Here is a 17,661-nt window from a genome sequence, read left to right as displayed (position 1 = left end):
TACAGTGGATTTTTACGATGTGTTGTGAATTTATATCTGCATTTAGAGGCATTGCCTTTCAGGCAATAAGGGCGTGATGTGCAGCCAGGCGCGAGCACGTTAGGGTGGTCTTGAAACAAGGAGGAGACTGACCGGCGACGGCCGGAAGAGCTTACTGGAGGGGCTGTTTCAGTGCGGGCGGCATCGGAAGCGACATGACTTCGATACCCTCTTCTGCCAAAGCTGCGCGCTCGGATTGGCTGGCAGTACCGCGGATGGCGCGCTCCGGCGCCTCGTTGTAATGGATGCGCCTCGCTTCTTCCGCAAAACGCTCGCCGACATCCTCGGTGCTGGCGACGATCTTGCGCATCACCTCGATCACTTCCGCCTGGATCTGCTGGCTTACATCATTCTGTGGCGGTTGTGCAGACGACAGGTTCAGCCGCGGCGCAGACGGCAGCTTGCGGACACTGCGGCTTTCGCAGATCGGGCACTCAATCAGTTCCTTGCAGGATTGCGCGCTGAAATCCTCTTCCGAAGAAAACCATCCTTCGAAACGATGATCGCGTTCACAGCAGAGGTTGTAGACTTTCATGAAACGAGACGAGCAACGGGGAACGGAACCAGCCTGAAAGCAGAAGATACTTGACAGTCTGCTCCCGCACGGCGCTTTTTTGTCTGGCAGTGCCAGCCCGCTGACTGGTTTGCCGTCAGTCAAGCTGAACATATTCTACATTGTTTCCACCAGCCCCCGCTTTGACGCGTGCGCAACGTGCGCAGTGTCCGCAATCATGCTGCGCCAGCTCGATTCCGGCGCCGGAAGCGCACGCCGCCGAAGGAAAGCTTACTGTTTGAATTCGAACTGTTGTTGCGCCTGTTCGAGGAGGTCGGGCAAGCGCTGCGCCAACAGTATTGCTTTCGCGCGCCGGCGCGCCGTGTGAGCCTCGATCGCACCAGCCAGCCTCTGCACGTTGTCCTTGATCTCGACGACTTGCTCGGACTTGGCCAGCCGCACCAACGCTCGAAGATTTTCCCGATAAATGTGCCGCTGACGGGCAGTCGGACTTTCGCCCAGCGTCGCAGCAATCAAGTTCTCAATGACCGCGTCAGTCTCAAGCTTCTTTTTCATGACATCGAGCAAGCAAGTTGGTAAAGGGAATTTTCTGACCAGCAAGTATGTCAAATTCCGGAGGGCGATGATTGAGAATTCTCAATCGTGCTGCGGGTAAATATTAGACTGAAGAAAGGTGCCTGGTGCGGGGCAAAAAAAATGCCCGTCAGCACGCTGTACGGGCAAACACTTCCTGGGAGGCTTAAGGGACCGACCCCATCATAAGTGGGACAGGGAACGCCGTGTTTGCGTTACCGCAAGGAAGCTCCCGGACTTGAGAAAACGCAAAAGTTAATCACAGCAACTGTTATCATGTCTGTTGATAACCATGTTGATTAGTACGTAAGTCATTGATTGGAAGATATTTTCCTCACAATAACGAAAAACAGGCAGCACATCCGTCGCTGGCATCCACGAGCAGCCCGGATTACGCCGGGATTTCCGGATGAAGATCGATAAAGGGTCGCAGAAGGTCGAGCGCGCCTCCTTAGGCTGCGCTCAGCCAAGCCTGCCGGTATCAATCGCCTTCAGCCGCGATAGTAGCGCTGCGGTGTGAAAGGTGTTTTCACCACTTCGACCGGCACCGGCTTGCCGCGGACGATGGCATTCAACACCGTCCCGATCTTCGAAAATCCGGTCTCGACATAGCCCATGGCAACAGGCGCTCCCACCGTCGGGCCAAAGCCGCCGCTGGTCACTTTGCCGATCGTTTGGCCCTCGGCATTCACCAGTTCCGCGCCTTCACGAACCGGCATGCGGTCCCTGACCGCGAGCCCGACGCGCTTGCGGGAAACGCCTCCCGCCAATTGGCCCAGGATGACATCCGCACCCGGATACCCTCCGGCGCGTGCGCCATCGGCCCTCCGCGCCTTCGACAAGGCCCATGCGAGGCTGGCTTCGACCGGGGTGGTATTGGTATCCATGTCGTGCCCGTACAGGCACAGGCCCGCTTCCAGGCGCAACGAATCGCGCGCGCCCAAGCCGATCGGCGCCACTTCAGGCTGAGCCAGCAAGAGGCGCGCGAGTTCCTCGGCCTTGGTTTCGGGCACGGAGATCTCGAAACCATCTTCACCGGTATAGCCCGAGCGGCTGATGTAACACTCGAGACCAACCAGCGTCACCTTCGCCGTGTTCATGAAAATCATCTTCGCCGTTTCCGGCGCAAGGCGCGCCATCACTGCACCGGCCGCCGGTCCCTGCAGCGCAAGCAACGCACGATCCGTAAGCTCCTCGACCTGGCAGCGGCCGGCAAGATGCTTTTTCATGTGCGCCACATCCTGCTGCTTGCACGCTGCATTCACCACGAGGAACAAATGGTCGCCGCCATTGGATATCATCAGATCATCCAGGATGCCGCCCTGCTCATTGGTGAACATCGCATAGCGCTGGAAATTCAGGGGCAGATCGACGACATCGACCGGCACCAGCGATTCGAGCGCAGCGGCCGCACCCACGCCGGACAGCCTCACCTGCCCCATGTGCGAAACATCGAACAGGCCCGCCTGCGCCCGCGTATGGTTGTGTTCCTTGAGCACGCCGGCCGGATACTGCACCGGCATTTCATAACCCGCGAAAGGCACCATCCGTGCGCCGAGTTCAAGGTGCAGGTTGTACAACGGTGTGCGAGCCAGGGCTTGCGATGTGGTGTCCATAGAATTTCGTCCTTGTTATATGTTGAATGCAAAACGTTCCGTGCAAAGAGGGCGGCTTCCCGATTTCCGTTCAGCACTCGATCACATTGACTGCGAGCCCTCCTCGCGCAGTCTCCTTGTACTTGATCTTCATGTCGGCGCCGGTTTCGCGCATGGTCTTGATCACCTTGTCGAGGGAAACAAAATGATGCCCGTTGCCGCGCAACGCCATGCGCGCAGCGTTGATCGCCTTGATCGAGCCCATGGCATTGCGCTCGATGCACGGCACCTGGACCAGGCCGCCGATCGGATCGCAGGTGAGGCCGAGGTTATGCTCCATGCCAATTTCGGCCGCATTTTCCACCTGCTCGGGCGAGCCGCCCATTACTTCGGTCAATGCGCCCGCCGCCATGGAACATGCAACGCCAACCTCGCCCTGGCAGCCAACTTCCGCACCGGAAATCGAAGCGTTTTCCTTGTAGAGAATGCCGATCGCCGCAGCGGTCAGCAGGAAGCGGATCACGCCGTCGTCATTCGCACCAGTGATGAAACGGTAGTAGTAGTGCAGCACTGCCGGGATGATGCCCGCTGCACCATTGGTCGGTGCCGTCACTACTCGCCCGCCGGCGGCGTTCTCCTCGTTCACGGCGAGCGCATAGAGGTTGACCCAATCCATTGTGGTAAGCGGATCGCGCAGGTTCGCTTCCGGCTGGCTGGACAGCTTGCGGAAAAGCTGGGCCGCGCGTCGTTGTACTTTCAGCCCGCCGGGCAGCGTGCCTTCCCGTTCGCATCCGCGCCTGACGCACTCCTGCATCACCTGCCAGATCCTCAGCAGGCCGCGCCGCGTTTCGTCTTCCGGACGCCACGCTTTCTCGTTTTCCAGCATCAGCTGACTGACTGAGAGATTGTTCTGCCGGCACAAACCTAGCAACTGCTCGGCGCTTCTGAACGGATAGTGCAGCGGGGTGGTGTCAGGTACGATGCGTCCCGCTCCCGCCGCTTCCTCGTTCACGACGAAACCACCGCCGACCGAGTAATACACCTTGCTCGCGATCTCGGCGCCATTCGCGTCGCATGCGGTAAACCGCATGCCGTTAGGGTGATAGGGCAAGGACTGCCGCTTGTGAAGCAACAGGTGCTCGCCTTCGACGAACGGTATTTCTTTTTCGCCGAGCAGCATAATACGGCCCGTTCCCCGGATCCGAGCGAGCTTTGCATCCACCGAATTGGTATCCACAAGATCCGGCGCCTCCCCCTGCAAGCCGAGTAGCACGGCCTTGTCGCTGCCGTGCCCTTTCCCGGTTGCACCGAGAGAACCGAATAACTCCGACTTGATCGTTGCAGTCTGCGCGAGCTTTCCAGAATCCTTCAGGCCGCTGGCGAATTGCAGTGCCGCGCGCATCGGCCCAACCGTATGGGAGCTCGACGGCCCGATGCCAATCTTGAACAACTCAAAAACGCTGATGGCCATAAATCTCCGTCTGCCATTTCTGTTCCCTGCCGCCGCAACCTGACAATTGCCCCGACAGGGAAAAAACCGCGCCGGCGCATACACGCCGACGCGGTGCAATCAACCCTTATTCGTAATCGGAAACCGGCGGGCAGGAGCAAACCAGGTTACGGTCACCGTAGACATTATCGACACGTCCAACGGGCGGCCAGTATTTGTTGCTGCGCAAGGAGCTGACCGGGAACACTGCCTGCTCGCGCGAATACTTGCGGTTCCACTCCCCAGTAATATCCATGGCCGTGTGCGGCGCAAAATGCAGCGGACTTTCCTCCGCCGTGATGCTGCCGTTCTCGATGGCACGGATTTCCTCGCGGATTGTGATCATCGCCTCGCAGAAGCGGTCAAGTTCGTCCTTGGCCTCACTTTCGGTCGGCTCGATCATCAAGGTGCCCGGAACCGGGAAGGACATGGTCGGTGCATGGAATCCGAAGTCCATCAGGCGCTTCGCCACGTCGTCCACTGTTACACCCGTCTCTTTAAGCGGACGCAGGTCAACGATGCACTCGTGCGCAACGAGTCCGCCCTCGCCCGCGTACAGGATAGGGAAGTGTGGCGCGAGACGCGTGGCGATGTAGTTGGCGTTGAGGATGGCGTACTCGCTCGCCTGCTTCAGCCCGATCCGCCCCATCAGCTTGATATAGGTCCAGCTGATCGGCAGAATGCTGGCGCTTCCCCACGGGGCCGCGCAGACCGCACCGGTATGATTTTCGAGCATGCGGTGACCAGGCATGAACGGCGCCAGGTGCGACTTCACGCCGATCGGGCCAACGCCTGGTCCGCCGCCGCCGTGCGGAATGCAGAAGGTCTTGTGCAAATTTAGGTGTGATACGTCGCCGCCAAACTTGCCTGGCGCGCACAACCCCACCATCGCGTTCATGTTGGCGCCATCGATGTACACCTGGCCGCCATGCGAATGCACGATGTCGCAGATTTCGCGGACAGCCTCTTCAAAGACACCGTGTGTCGACGGATAAGTGATCATCATTGCCGCCAGGTTGGCCGCGTGCTGATCTGCCTTCGCCTTGAGATCAGCCACGTCCACATTGCCGCGCTCGTCGCATTGCACCACCACCACCTGCATGCCCGCCATGTGCGCGGTTGCCGGGTTAGTGCCGTGAGCAGAGCTGGGGATCAGGCAGATGTTGCGGTGTCCTTCGCCGCGGCTCTTATGGTACCCGCGAATCGCCAGCAGGCCGGAATATTCGCCTTGCGAGCCGGCATTCGGCTGCAACGAGACGGCATCATAGCCTGTGCACGCCACCAGCATCTGCTCGAGGTCTGTGGTGAGCTGCTGATAGCCCTGTGCCTGGTCAATCGGCGCGAACGGATGGATATTGCCGAACTCCTTCCAGGTGATCGGAATCATCTCTGTCGTCGCATTGAGCTTCATCGTGCAGGAACCGAGCGGGATCATGGTACGGTCCAGCGCGAGGTCCTTGTCCGAGAGCGCGCGCAGGTAGCGCAGCATCTGTGTCTCGGAATGATGGCTATTGAATACCGGATGCGTGAGGAAGGAGCTACTGCGAGCGAGCGACTGCGGAATGCGATCAGCGGCTTCTGCTTCGCAAGCAGCAAATGACGGAAGCGCCTTGCCGCCGCCAAAGACGGCCCACAAAGTTTCCACGTCTTCGCGCGTGGTCGTCTCGTCGAGGGAAACGCCCACGGTTTCATTGTCCACCACGCGCAGATTCATCGCGTGCATGCGAGCAGCTGTATGGATTTCCTGCGTACGACCGCCAGTGCGAACCGTGATGGTGTCAAAGAATGACTGTGTACGAACGTCGAAGTCCATCTTGCGCAGGCCTTCTGCGAACGTCGTCATCAGACGATGCACACGCTGCGCGATCGTCTTGAGCCCTTTCGGGCCGTGGTACACGGCGAACATGCTGGCGATATTTGCAAGCAGGACTTGTGCTGTACACACGTTGCTGGTCGCCTTTTCGCGACGGATATGTTGTTCGCGCGTCTGCAGCGCCAGGCGATACGCCTTGTTGCCGTGGCTGTCGATGGACACACCGACCACGCGCCCTGGCATCAGGCGCTTGTTCGCGTCGCGCGTAGCGAAATAAGCAGCATGCGGGCCGCCATAACCGAGCGGCACACCGAAGCGCTGTGCGGAACCGATCGCCACATCCGCCCCGAACTCGCCGGGAGGCGTCAGCACGGTCAGCGCGAGCAAATCGGCTGCGACAACGACGAGTGCGTTCTTTGCATGCACCTTCGCGACCGTTTCCGCGTAATCATTGATCTCGCCATCAAGGGTCGGATACTGCAGCAGAACGCCAAAGCAGTCCTGTTGATCCAGACCAGTGCGAGGATCGCCCACCACCACTTCGATACCGATCGGCTCGGCGCGTGTGCGGACGACGTCGATGGTTTGCGGAAGGCAGTCCTTCGACACGAAAAAGACCTTGCTTTTGCTCTTCGACACACGCTGGCAGAAAGTCATTGCCTCCGCCGCCGCCGTCGCCTCATCGAGGAGCGATGCATTGGCAATCTCCAGGCCGGTCAGGTCCGAGATCATGGTCTGGAAGTTCAGCAAGGCTTCCAGGCGTCCTTGCGAAATCTCGGGCTGATACGGCGTATATGCGGTGTACCAGGCAGGGTTTTCCAGAAGGTTGCGCAGGATGACCGTTGGCGTGTGCGTGTTGTAATAGCCCATGCCAATAAACGACTTGAACACCTTGTTTTTCGACGCGATCTTCTGCAATTCATCCAGCACTTCCGCTTCAGTGCGCGCGTCGCCAAGGTTCAACTCTTCGTTCATCAGGATGGAGCCGGGCACCACCTTGCTGATAAAGGCATCCATGGATTCAAAGCCGAGCGCGGCCAGCATGGCTTTCCGGTCGTCTTCGCCCGGACCGATATGCCTGTCGATGAAGTCTGTGCGCTGCTGCAGATCCTCGAATGCAGCCCGTTTCTGAATCATGGTTACCTCTCAAAACTGAGTTAATGTGTGTTGGGTGTTGTGCCGCTTGGCCTGATGCCCGGCTGGCGCCGGATATTAATCAGCCAAGCGTGGCGAGATAGGCCTTGTAGCCGGCTTCATCGAGCAGACCGTCCAGGTCGCCAGGATTGTTGGCCTTGAACTTGAAGAACCAGCCTGCACCCATCGGATCTTCGTTAACCTTGCCCGGCTCATCTGCCAATGCACTATTGATTTCGCTGACGATGCCCGCGGTCGGCATCAGGATTTCGCCAGCCGTCTTGACCGATTCGATCACTGCTGCTTCGTCGCCCTTTGCGTATTCCTTGTTGACTTCCGGCAGCTGAACGTACACCAGGTCGCCGAGCTGATCCTGCGCGTAGTCCGTGATCCCGGCGACGATGGAGCCGTCGTCTTCTATGCGCAACCATTCATGGTCTTGGGTAAATACGGTCTTGCTCATTTTCTTATCTCCTGAAGGTTATTAATCGAACTGCCGTTTTGGCAAAAGCGTGGAACTGTTGATTGCACTTGCGAAGCAGTTGCCGGTCTTGATAGCGTCATCACGCACATGCTGCTTCCTGTCGCTGAAAGAGGTTTCCCTCTCGTATATCCGCCAAACAAGTGTCGTCAAGGACTGGGAAATCCCCCTGTTCATTCGGCGAAATTTTAGAGGGTTCTATGTTTTTAATGTATTCAATAGCTCCTCAAAAACATCGATTTGAAAAAAATTTTCTGGAACCCCTGTTCTTGATTGAAAAAAGTTGTCATTTATCTTTCGAACGTGAAAATGACGACATTTCGGCCAGAAAACGTCTGGCATTGCCTTGCATAAACTCCTGTAACGAGCCGGCAAGACGAGATGTCCACAGTCGTGCAGGTCTAGGCGACATAGACGCGAAACATCCGGTTTCGTTGCCACAAGCGGCGGCATTGATGGGCTTACTGCCGCTGCGCTTAGCTATCCGCAGTGCTCTCACCAAGACCACGACCAGACTCATGGTGCGCCTCAAAACGATTAATGATGATATTGTTATTCAAGGGTGAATTGTCCATGGTCCGGAGCAGGACCGAGCTTCTCGCCACCATTCTTGCTCCTGCAGATGCCCGCGGATTCCGCCTGTCCGTCCTTTATGTGTACATATGACGGCCCCATTCATTTTCAACTCGTCGGAAATGTGACGCATTTCTCGACACCGAGAATTTGAATGAATTGAAATTGACGTATCAGATTGAATGGGTGCCAGTGCTGGCAAGCCGGTAAAACTCATCAATATTGCTGAATAATGCTCGCCGTGTCACACGCGTCGAACCATATCAAGAACTTATAAATGCTCGAATTGTGAATTATCAAAGTACCAGACATACTTTTAAACAATCATGTAGCGGTGATGCATCAGTGCATGAATATGAATAAAACATCCTGTCTCTGTTAATCAATGATGGCGCTCCCATGTCAAAGCTGGAATCCGCAAAATCGGCCATTGAAGCCGAAATCTCGCACGCAAGGCAAGGATTAGCCTACTACCAGTCGCGCATCGAAGTTCTCGAGCAAACACTTGCGCAACTGGACAGCATTATTGATCTCGAAACGACACCGCCTGCGCGGGGACGACGCAAATATGGACAAACAACTTCCTCTCGCACGCCCGCCAAGCGCGGAAGGCCGCGAAAGCCTACAGTAGGCACCTCAAGCACCGCTCCGGAGCTGCCGCCTACGCCAAGCGATTATTGGTTGGGTCTTATCACGGACACACCGCGGTCCGCAGCTGAAATTCTCAAATCGGCGATTGGCTCCCTGGGATTCGATCCAACTCCCGTCCAGGTGAAGAAGCTGCGCCAACGGCTACCCCCCGCACTGCAGTCGCTTCTTGAGTCAAAAAAAATCCAGGACTCGGGATCGAGACGTGAGCGGCGATTTTTTAAGGCATAGATCTCGTATCACCTGCATTAAGTGAAGGCACCAGTTTTCTGCCTCCCCTCTTCCGGCCATAGTACGAGCTTGCGTTGCCTGGTTCCACTGGCATGAACTGGTCTCGCAAGCAGGCTTGTCGCGGCTTCTAAATGAACAGATCGAGAACCCCGTCCAGGCAAGCACATCGCCAATATCGTCTCGGCCACTTTGAATTCGCCGGCAGACTCCCCATCGACTTGAGGCCGCAAAGCATGTGTCCGGATTTACTTTGTTTTGGCAGCCGCATTCAATGTGCGCTGAAGCGCGTGATCAGTAAGCGGCGGGCTTCGCGCCAAGACATCGTTCTTAACGCTATTGAGGAAGGCGCGTTCGAGATGGAAGCAATGGGTTACTGATCGAGGTGGCTGGCCGACACGCTTACATCTTCGGTAACGCTGATCAGCATCGCGATGTCCCGACCAGACACTCGGGTGATATAACAGTAGTAGGTCGCGGAATACCCGGAAGGCTATGCACTCTTGAGAAACGGCGACAAGATCAGGGAGATTGGAGAAAAGTTCGTGGTGCCCGAGACCGGAATCGAACCGGTACGCCCCCTCTCGGGTAAGCGGCGGATTTTAAGTCCGCTGTGTCTACCAATTTCACCACTCGGGCGCAGTACGGAATAAATCTACCGCACAAGCAAAAAAAGCGCACGCGGCGCTTTTTTGGAAAACTGGAGGCGGGGGTCGGAATCGAACCGGCGTAGACGGCTTTGCAGGCCGCTGCATAACCACTTTGCTACCCCGCCATGGGCATGTATTGTAACCACAAACTCGAAACCATGCTGTGCGTGGTCTCACAACGATTCAACTCGAAAGTAAGGCACTTCGGTGAACCTGGAGCGGGAAAAGGGTCTCGAACCCTCGACCTCAACCTTGGCAAGGTTGCGCTCTACCAACTGAGCTATTCCCGCATCGGCAACAGACAAGCATTATAGAGATCTGCGTTTTTTTGTCAAGCCTCGGGAATACCCGCTAGTCCGTCCGACCGGCCTTCTCCTTAATGAGCGGCCACGCCTTGCGCAAATAATAAAACATCGACCACACCGTCAAAACTGCAGCAATCTCCAGCAGGCGCGCACCCCAGAACCTCGTATCGATGCCGAACAGAGCCTCCCGGTACAACAGCATCGGGATCGCAATCATTTGCGCCGTGGTCTTGATCTTGCCAATGGAACTCACCGCGACCGACTTGGATGCACCGATTTGCGCCATCCATTCGCGCAAGGCAGAGATTGCAATCTCGCGCCCGATGATAATGAAGGCAAGGACGGCATTCACGCCGTAAAACTCTACGAGTACCAAGAGAGCGCCGGCCACCATCAGCTTGTCGGCAACCGGATCGAGGAAGGCGCCAAACGCGGACGTTTCATTCCAGCGGCGCGCCAGAAATCCGTCGAACCAGTCGGTAATAGCGGCAACGATGAAAACAACGGTTGCCGCGACGCCTTTGGCATAGGGCGACAGCCAGACATCAGGAAGATAGAACACGCCCACCACCAGCGGGATGAGTGCGACGCGCAGCCAGGTAAGCAGAATCGGTATGTTGAGTGGCATAGTCAGCGCCTTTGAATTAGCCTGATTATCGCGTGGAAATTGCCTTCGCTGCAATTGCGAATTCACCGCACCCGACTGCTGCGATCAATGCAACTGCCTGTAAATCTCCTCGGCGAGCTGTCGTGATATTCCTTCAACCGATGCCAGCTCTTCCACACTGGCGTCAGCAACCCCTCGCAATCCACCAAACCTTGCGAGCAGTTTCTGGCGCCGCTTCGCGCCAATGCCCTCGATCTCTTCCAGCCGCGAGGTCTGCCGTGCCTTGGCACGTTTTGCACGCATGCCGGTAATGGCAAAACGATGTGCTTCATCGCGGATTTGCGCAATCAGCATCAAGGCCGCCGACTCCTTGCCGAGTTCGAGCGCTGGCCTGTCGTCGGCAAATATCAATGTCTCCAGACCAACCTTCCGCCCCTCGCCCTTGGCAACGCCGACAAGCAAGCCGATATCCAGGCCGAGCTCGCTGAAGACCTGCCTGGCGATCTCGACCTGCCCCTTGCCGCCGTCGATCAGTACGATATCCGGCATCATGCCTTCGCCATTGGCAACCTTCTCATAGCGCCGAGTCAGCACCTGTCGCATCGCCGCGTAATCATCGCCTGGCGTAATGTCATGGATATTGAAGCGTCGGTATTCGCCGTTCTGCATGGCGTGATGATGGAACACGACACAGGACGCCTGGGTCGCTTCACCTTGCGTATGACTGATGTCGAAGCACTCGATGCGTAGGCTGTCGATATCGGCAACGTCCAGTCCAAGCACATCAACCAGTGCCCGTGTGCGCGCCTGCTGCGAGCCCTGTTCGGACAGCAGCCGTGCGAGCGCAATTTCCGCACCTTTCTGCGCCATCTCAAGCCACTGGCGGCGCTGGCCCTGCGGCTGGAACACCAGCGTGACGCGATGGCCGCACTGCTCCATCAGAGCCGTCATGAGTTCCGGCTCGTCGAACTCTATGTTAAGAATGATGGTGCCGGGAATGAACTTCTCGATGTAATGCTGCGCGAGGAATGCCTTCAGCACCTCGACTTCGACCGGGCCTTCGGCCGTCGCTATCGCATCGTCGACGTGGGTCGGAAAGTAGGCGCGATCCCCTAGGTGGCGGCCACCCCGCACCATGGCGAGGTTGACGCACGCCCTCCCGCCTTGCACGATCACCGCAATGATGTCGATGTCGGCATCGCCAACCGTCTCCATGCTCTGCTGATGCAGTACGCGCGACAAGGCAGTGATTTGATTCCGCACCGCGGCGGCCTGCTCGAATTTCAGCTCTGCGGCAAAGCCTTGCATTTTCTTTTCCAGCGCTTCAAGGACTTCTGTCTGCCGTCCACGCAGAAACTTGGCGGCATTCTCCACATCGTGTTCGTAATCTTCCTTGCTGATTGCGTTTACGCAGGGCGCGCTGCAGCGCTGGATCTGGTACAGCAGGCAGGGGCGCGTCCGGTTTGCGAAAACCGAGTCTTCGCAGGTCCGCAGGCGAAACACCTTCTGCAGGATCTGCATGGACTCCTTGACGGCCCAGGCACTGGGGAACGGACCGAAGTACTGGTTCTTCTTGTCTACCGCGCCGCGGTAATACGCCATGCGCGGCGTTTCCTGCGCCGTGATTTTCAGGTAGGGATACGATTTGTCATCACGGAACAGGATGTTGAAGCGCGGCTGCAGGGTCTTGATGAGGTTGTTTTCCAGCAGCAGCGCCTCCGCCTCGCTGCGGGTGACCGTCGTTTCCATCCGCGCGATGCGCTCGACCATCATCGCGGTGCGCGGGCTGGTCAGCGTCTTCTGGAAGTAGCTCGAGACACGCTTCTTGAGGTCGCGCGCCTTGCCGACATATAGCAGATTGTTGTCCGCATCGAAATAGCGATATACGCCAGGAAGATGCGGCAATTTGGCGACCGTCTCCAAAACGGCTGCGCGCGGATCGGAGGTTAGATCGTCGGACATCGGATCACGATTTCCTTACGCTTCCGCCAATGACTGCACGCCCTGCTTTGCAGCGCGGTATCGAAGATCTTCCTGCAATGCATCCCAGTCAAGCACCGGCGTTTGCGGAAGCAGCGCCGCGATACGAGCCTGCGATTCCTTTGATGCTGCACTCGCCTTCATTTTCAAGCCTGCCAGGAGTTCGTCAGCCTTGTCCGGCGAATTGCAGATCAGGACCATATCGCATCCGGCTGCGAGCGCGGCCTTGGCGCCGTCAACGACACTTCCGGCAACGCTCGCGCCCTCCATGCTCAGGTCATCGCTGAAAATCACTCCCTGGAACCCCATGTCGCGACGCAGGATTGACAGCCATTTTTTGGAAAAACCTGCGGGGTTTTTGTCCACCTTAGGGTAAATCACATGTGCCGGCATCACCGCCGATAATCCGATGCCGAACCAGTCATAGGGCGCGGCATCCTCGGTGAGAATATCCGTCAGACCGCGTTCATCCACGGGAATGGCGATGTGCGAATCTGCCTTCACAAAGCCATGACCCGGGAAATGCTTCCCGCAGTTCGCCATGCCGGCCAACGCGAGTCCATGGTTCAGGCTCTTCGCCAATACTGTGACTACGCGCGGGTCGCGATGGAATGCACGGTCGCCGATTACACTCGATTCGCCGTAGTCCAGGTCGAGCACCGGGGTAAATGACAAATCGATGCCGCAGGCGCGCAACTCGGCCGCGAGCACAAAGCCAACGTCGGTTGCAGCCTTGATCGCCTCCAGGACGTTCCGGTCCCATAATTCCCCCAGCTTGCGCATGGCGGGCAGTTTCGTGAAGCCGTCCGTCTTGAAGCGCTGCACGCGCCCACCTTCATGATCGACCGCGATGAGCACACCCGGCCGCGCGCCGTGGATGGCATCGGTCAGCGCTGTCAATTGCTTCCGGCTCTGATAATTCCGAGCAAACAGGATCACCCCTCCCGTCAGCGGATGCTGGATCCGCCGGATGTCGTCATTGCTCAAGGTCGCGCCGACGACATCGAGCATGACCGGGCCAAGGTTGGCGTTTGCTGCTATTGCATTCATTTCTTCTCCACGATGACGAAGGCGACCGCGTATTCGGCTTCATCCGTAATCGACACCTGCGCGGTCAGCCCGTTCTTTTCCATAAATTCTTTCAAGGCACCACTCATGACGGCGATCGGCTTTCCGCTCGGCGCATTCAGTGTCTGCATCGCCCGCCACGTCATTGGCATGCGCATGCCAAGGCCGATTGCCTTTGAAAATGCCTCCTTTGCAGCAAATCGCGTCGCGAGGAAACGAATGCCGCGCGCCTCGACCTTGGCCTTGCGACGCCGGTACTTGTCCAGCTCTTCAGGCCCCAGGATCTTTTCAGCAAAGCGTTCGCCGTTGCGCGCGAGTGCCGCCTCCACCCGCGAGATCTGAATGATATCGGTGCCTATGCCGTAAATCATTTCTTGTGAATACCGAGCCGCGCCGCGGTCATAATTGCCTTCATTTCCTTGACGGCATTCTGCCATCCAACAAAGATGGCCTGGGCGACGATGGCATGGCCGATATTCAGTTCCGCAATCTCAGGAATCGCCGCGATTGCCTGCACATTGGTGTAATGCAGGCCATGCCCCGCATTGACTTGCAGCCCGTGCTTGATGCCTTCCAGCACGCCTTCCTGCACACGCTCCAGTTCCTGCCGAGCTTCGGCTTCGGTCTTTGCATCGGCATAACGCCCGGTATGTATTTCAATGACAGGAGCGCCCGCTTCCGATGCAGCGTGAATCTGCGCAGGATCAGGGTCGATGAACAGGCTCACGCGTATGCCCGTCGCTTGCAGTTGTTTTACGGCAGACTGTACTTCGGAAAAATACTTGACGACATCCAGGCCACCCTCGGTCGTCACTTCATTGCGCCGCTCCGGCACGAGGCAAACATCCTGCGGTTTGATACGGCAGGCAAACTCAATCATCTCGCTGGTGACGGCGGATTCGAGATTCATCCGCGTATGCAGTTGAGGACGGATCGCCTCGACATCCGCATCCTTGATGTGGCGCCGATCCTCGCGCAGGTGCAACGTGATGCAATCGGCACCGGCTTCCTCGGCCAGCAGCGCTGCCTGGACAGGATCGGGATACGTCGTTCCACGCGCATTGCGGAGGGTCGCAACATGATCAATATTGACGCCAAGATCAATGACAGGGGTATGTGGATGTAAGAGGCTCATGGCAGGAAATGTTGGCTTATAACTGCATCAAATCTATCAGAATCTGGCGCGTATTGAGCGGCGCTCCGCCCAAATGGTGCGACAGCAAAAAGCGCATCAGGAACTTGCTTTGCAGTTGCGTCGCGCTATCGGAATAATCTTCATGTTCCATGTCGAGCAAGGTCTTGCCCGAGACGCGAGGGGAATTATCTGCCGGATGTGCCAGGCGCGGCCCTCGCTCCGGATCCACGACATAGATCTGTTCCGCGGAAACCGGGAGCCCCGTTGTCGTACACTGTGTGAAGTCGCCGCCTACGCCAGTTTCCTTCAGTAATGCGCGCTCGAATTTGCGCAGCACGATTGGCGCGGGTTCGTCATGCGCGAGCTGATTCAGCGTGGCCACATAGTGATCAAACAGGGCGGAATGCGGATCATCTCGTGCCAGCAATTTCACGAGTAGCTCATTCAGATAAAAGCCGCACAGCAATGCGGATTTTTCCAGGGGCAAAAGTCCCCCGATCCACTCGGCCGATGTCAGCGTCCGGACTTCCGCCTTGCCGCTCCAGCTCACGGATAGGGGCTGAAACGTCTGCAGCACGCCACGCAACCTGGAGTGCGGACGCTTCGCGCCTTTCGCAATCAGTGCTACTCGTCCATAGTCGCGGGAAAACACTTCGACGATCAGGCTGGTTTCCTTGTAAGGGTAGCTGTGCAGGACGAATGCCGGCTGGTTAGCCACGCGATTCTCCTTTTCAGGGGCGCGACTGCGCGATGCCGGACGCACCGCCTTTGTACCGATGTCGGGCGATGGCAGAGTTTGCACGTCCGGCGCAAGCGTCCCAACCGACGTTGCTTTCGGCGGATCGCTTTCTCGCGTGGTGGGAAGAGACATGTATGAACCTGGTTTCATTCAAACCACGCTGCCAGCAACACAAGCGACAGGCAGGCTATTCGTAACCGTATGCGCGCAGCCCGGCTTCGTTGTCCGCCCAGCCTGATTTGACCTTGACCCAGATCTCAAGATAGACGGGGCCGCCGAAAAGTTTTTCCATGTCGAGGCGCGCCTGCGTTGAGATTTCCTTGAGCTTGGCGCCCTTCTGGCCGATCACCATTGCCTTGTGGCTATTCCGGTCGACAAGAATGGCGGCAAAAATCCGGCGCAGCTTCCCCTCTTCCTCGAACTTTTCGATGACGACCGTACTCGTGTACGGAAGTTCGTCCCCGACAAAGCGAAACACTTTTTCACGCACGATTTCGGCAGCGAGGAATTTTTCGCTCCGGTCGGTGATGTCATCCTCATCGAACATCGGAGAATTCACTGGCAGATGTTTTTCGATTTCGCCTTCAAGGATGTCGAGCTGAAAATGCTGCTTGGCCGACACAGGAACGACAGAAGAAAAGTCGTGTTCGGCCGCTATCTTCTGTGCAAAGGGCATCATGACCGCTTTGTCCTTGATGCGGTCGGACTTGTTGATGACCAGAATGCATGGCACGTTCTCCGGAATCACATCCAGTACCTGCTTGTCGGCCGGCCCGAAGGTGCCCGCTTCAACGATGAAAAGGATGACATCGGCGGCGGTCAGTGTATTGGTCACTGTCCGGTTCAGTGTCTTGTTCAAGGCGTTCGAATGGCGCGTCTGGAAACCGGGCGTGTCCACATAGACGAACTGCACCGTTCCGGTAGTTTGAATTCCGGTAATACGATGGCGCGTGGTCTGCGCCTTGCGCGAAGTAATGCTGACTTTCGCCCCAATCAAGGCGTTCATCAATGTCGATTTACCGACGTTGGGCCGACCGACGATGGCGATATAACCACATCGGAAGTCGGGAGAGGCATCAGTCGATGTCATGCTGTCTTTGAATGTGAAGAGGCGGCGGTGGTTGAATCCGGTTTTGCCGGTTGCTCTGTTGTTGTTGCGGCCGCTATTCCATCGGACAAGTCATCCGCACCAGCTTCAGCCCCGGTATCGTCTTTCAGGTCCAGTCTGTTCTGCTTGGCATCCTGTCGCGCTTCGACCTTGGCCTCTGACTTGCCCTCAGTCCTGGCGGCAGGCCGGGAAGGTTTGGCGGGCTGGTTGTCAACCGGGGCATCCGGTTGGATCGTCGCGATACCTGCAAGCTTCAGCTGCGATGCGCGGGGACGCGTTTTTCGGCCGGACGAAGCAGTCTTCGCCAAGGCGCTTTGCACCGCTTCCAACGCCAGTTTCGCCGCGGCCTGCTCACCGGCGCGCCGGCTTCCGCCGGTTCCGAATACCTGAATATCCAGTTTGGGTACCAGGCATTCAACCTCAAACTCCTGGTTATGAGCTGCGCCGTGTGTCGCGACGACATTATATTGCGGCAACGCTATCTTCTTCCCCTGCAAGTACTCTTGCAGCAGGGTTTTGGCATCCTTGCCCAGCGTCTTGGGGTCAACGGTTTCGAGAATGGGAATGTACAAGGCACGAATGACATCGCGTGCCGCATTAAAACCGGCATCCAAGAAAATGGCGCCAAACAGTGCTTCCAGCGTATCAGCAAGAATCGAAGGCCGCCGGAATCCACCTGACTTCAACTCGCCTTCCCCTAGGCGCAGGAATTGCGACAATTCGAGCCGCTGCGCAATCTCATAAAGCGACTGCTGCTTGACCAGGTTGGCGCGCAGGCGCGACAAATCACCCTCATCAATCTTGCTGAAACGCTCGAACAGGAGCGAAGCCACGACGCAGTTCAGCACGGAATCGCCGAGGAATTCAAGCCGTTCATTATGCAAACTGCTATGACTCCTATGCGTCAAGGCCTGCTGCAGGAGAGCGGCATCCTTGAACGTGTGTCCCAGCCTTGTTTGCAATATCTTGAAATCCATCTCGA

16 protein-coding genes and 3 tRNA genes are annotated in these 17,661 nt (G+C 57.3%); 2 read left to right on the top strand and 17 right to left on the bottom strand.

Annotation, left to right across the window (positions count from 1 at the left end; all coding sequences use genetic code 11):
* Positions 1 to 151: 151 nt before the first annotated feature.
* From VJ698_RS16440 to gcvH, 6 genes are all read right to left on the bottom strand, one after another.
* Complete coding sequence (locus VJ698_RS16440; protein ID WP_324103864.1) at positions 152 to 574, bottom strand: DUF1178 family protein; 423 nt, start codon at positions 572 to 574, stop codon at positions 152 to 154.
* A gap of 249 nt (positions 575 to 823) precedes the next feature.
* Positions 824 to 1,108 carry a hypothetical protein gene (locus tag VJ698_RS16435; protein WP_324103863.1) on the bottom strand — a complete coding sequence of 95 codons (285 nt, stop codon included), beginning with the start codon at positions 1,106 to 1,108 and terminating at the stop codon, positions 824 to 826.
* Positions 1,109 to 1,617: 509 nt separating this feature from the next.
* Entirely contained in the window at positions 1,618 to 2,742 is a 1,125-nt protein-coding gene (gcvT, locus tag VJ698_RS16430) for a glycine cleavage system aminomethyltransferase GcvT (RefSeq protein WP_324103862.1), read from the bottom strand.
* Between the two features lie 70 nt (positions 2,743 to 2,812).
* Positions 2,813 to 4,192: an L-serine ammonia-lyase gene (locus VJ698_RS16425; protein ID WP_324103861.1), complete on the bottom strand. Its 1,380-nt coding sequence runs from the start codon at positions 4,190 to 4,192 to the stop codon at positions 2,813 to 2,815.
* A gap of 106 nt (positions 4,193 to 4,298) precedes the next feature.
* On the bottom strand, positions 4,299 to 7,160 hold the full coding sequence (gcvP, locus tag VJ698_RS16420; protein WP_324103860.1) for an aminomethyl-transferring glycine dehydrogenase: 2,862 nt from the start codon (positions 7,158 to 7,160) through the stop codon (positions 4,299 to 4,301).
* A gap of 79 nt (positions 7,161 to 7,239) precedes the next feature.
* Positions 7,240 to 7,620, bottom strand: a complete 381-nt coding sequence (gene gcvH, locus VJ698_RS16415; protein WP_324103859.1) for a glycine cleavage system protein GcvH — start codon at positions 7,618 to 7,620, stop codon at positions 7,240 to 7,242.
* Between the two features lie 218 nt (positions 7,621 to 7,838).
* Here gcvH and VJ698_RS16410 point away from each other — a divergent pair, with 218 nt between their 5' ends.
* Both VJ698_RS16410 and VJ698_RS16405 read left to right on the top strand, forming a co-directional pair.
* On the top strand, positions 7,839 to 8,204 hold the full coding sequence (locus VJ698_RS16410) for a hypothetical protein (RefSeq protein ID WP_324103858.1): 366 nt from the start codon (positions 7,839 to 7,841) through the stop codon (positions 8,202 to 8,204).
* Positions 8,205 to 8,610: 406 nt separating this feature from the next.
* Positions 8,611 to 9,090: a hypothetical protein gene (locus tag VJ698_RS16405; RefSeq protein ID WP_324103857.1), complete on the top strand. Its 480-nt coding sequence runs from the start codon at positions 8,611 to 8,613 to the stop codon at positions 9,088 to 9,090.
* Positions 9,091 to 9,633: 543 nt separating this feature from the next.
* Here VJ698_RS16405 and VJ698_RS16400 read toward each other — a convergent pair.
* From VJ698_RS16400 to rnc, 11 genes are all read right to left on the bottom strand, one after another.
* Positions 9,634 to 9,726, bottom strand: a tRNA-Leu gene (locus VJ698_RS16400).
* Positions 9,727 to 9,788: 62 nt separating this feature from the next.
* Positions 9,789 to 9,862, bottom strand: a tRNA-Cys gene (locus VJ698_RS16395).
* An 89-nt stretch (positions 9,863 to 9,951) separates the two neighbouring features.
* A tRNA-Gly gene (locus tag VJ698_RS16390) sits at positions 9,952 to 10,027 on the bottom strand.
* Between the two features lie 61 nt (positions 10,028 to 10,088).
* On the bottom strand, positions 10,089 to 10,670 hold the full coding sequence (gene pgsA / locus VJ698_RS16385; protein ID WP_324103962.1) for a CDP-diacylglycerol--glycerol-3-phosphate 3-phosphatidyltransferase: 582 nt from the start codon (positions 10,668 to 10,670) through the stop codon (positions 10,089 to 10,091).
* Positions 10,671 to 10,754: 84 nt separating this feature from the next.
* Positions 10,755 to 12,611 carry an excinuclease ABC subunit UvrC gene (gene uvrC, locus VJ698_RS16380; protein ID WP_324103856.1) on the bottom strand — a complete coding sequence of 619 codons (1,857 nt, stop codon included), beginning with the start codon at positions 12,609 to 12,611 and terminating at the stop codon, positions 10,755 to 10,757.
* Between the two features lie 15 nt (positions 12,612 to 12,626).
* Positions 12,627 to 13,679, bottom strand: a complete 1,053-nt coding sequence (gene nagZ, locus VJ698_RS16375) for a beta-N-acetylhexosaminidase (protein WP_324103855.1) — start codon at positions 13,677 to 13,679, stop codon at positions 12,627 to 12,629.
* Positions 13,676 to 14,068: a holo-ACP synthase gene (gene acpS, locus VJ698_RS16370; protein WP_324103854.1), complete on the bottom strand. Its 393-nt coding sequence runs from the start codon at positions 14,066 to 14,068 to the stop codon at positions 13,676 to 13,678. The genes nagZ and acpS overlap by 4 nt, the downstream gene beginning before the upstream one ends.
* Positions 14,065 to 14,832 (bottom strand): pyridoxine 5'-phosphate synthase, encoded by a 768-nt coding sequence (pdxJ, locus tag VJ698_RS16365; protein WP_324103853.1) that lies wholly within the window; start codon positions 14,830 to 14,832, stop codon positions 14,065 to 14,067. The genes acpS and pdxJ overlap by 4 nt, the downstream gene beginning before the upstream one ends.
* A 16-nt stretch (positions 14,833 to 14,848) precedes the next feature.
* Positions 14,849 to 15,703 carry a DNA repair protein RecO gene (gene recO / locus VJ698_RS16360; protein ID WP_324103852.1) on the bottom strand — a complete coding sequence of 285 codons (855 nt, stop codon included), beginning with the start codon at positions 15,701 to 15,703 and terminating at the stop codon, positions 14,849 to 14,851.
* Positions 15,704 to 15,758: 55 nt separating this feature from the next.
* Positions 15,759 to 16,661, bottom strand: a complete 903-nt coding sequence (gene era / locus VJ698_RS16355; protein WP_324103851.1) for a GTPase Era — start codon at positions 16,659 to 16,661, stop codon at positions 15,759 to 15,761.
* Positions 16,658 to 17,656: a ribonuclease III gene (gene rnc / locus VJ698_RS16350; RefSeq protein ID WP_324103850.1), complete on the bottom strand. Its 999-nt coding sequence runs from the start codon at positions 17,654 to 17,656 to the stop codon at positions 16,658 to 16,660. The genes era and rnc overlap by 4 nt, the downstream gene beginning before the upstream one ends.
* Positions 17,657 to 17,661 lie beyond the last annotated feature (5 nt).

Source organism: Noviherbaspirillum sp., from assembly GCF_035254685.1.
GTDB lineage: Bacteria > Pseudomonadota > Gammaproteobacteria > Burkholderiales > Burkholderiaceae_D > Noviherbaspirillum.
This window is presented reverse-complemented; position numbering and strand designations above follow the sequence as displayed.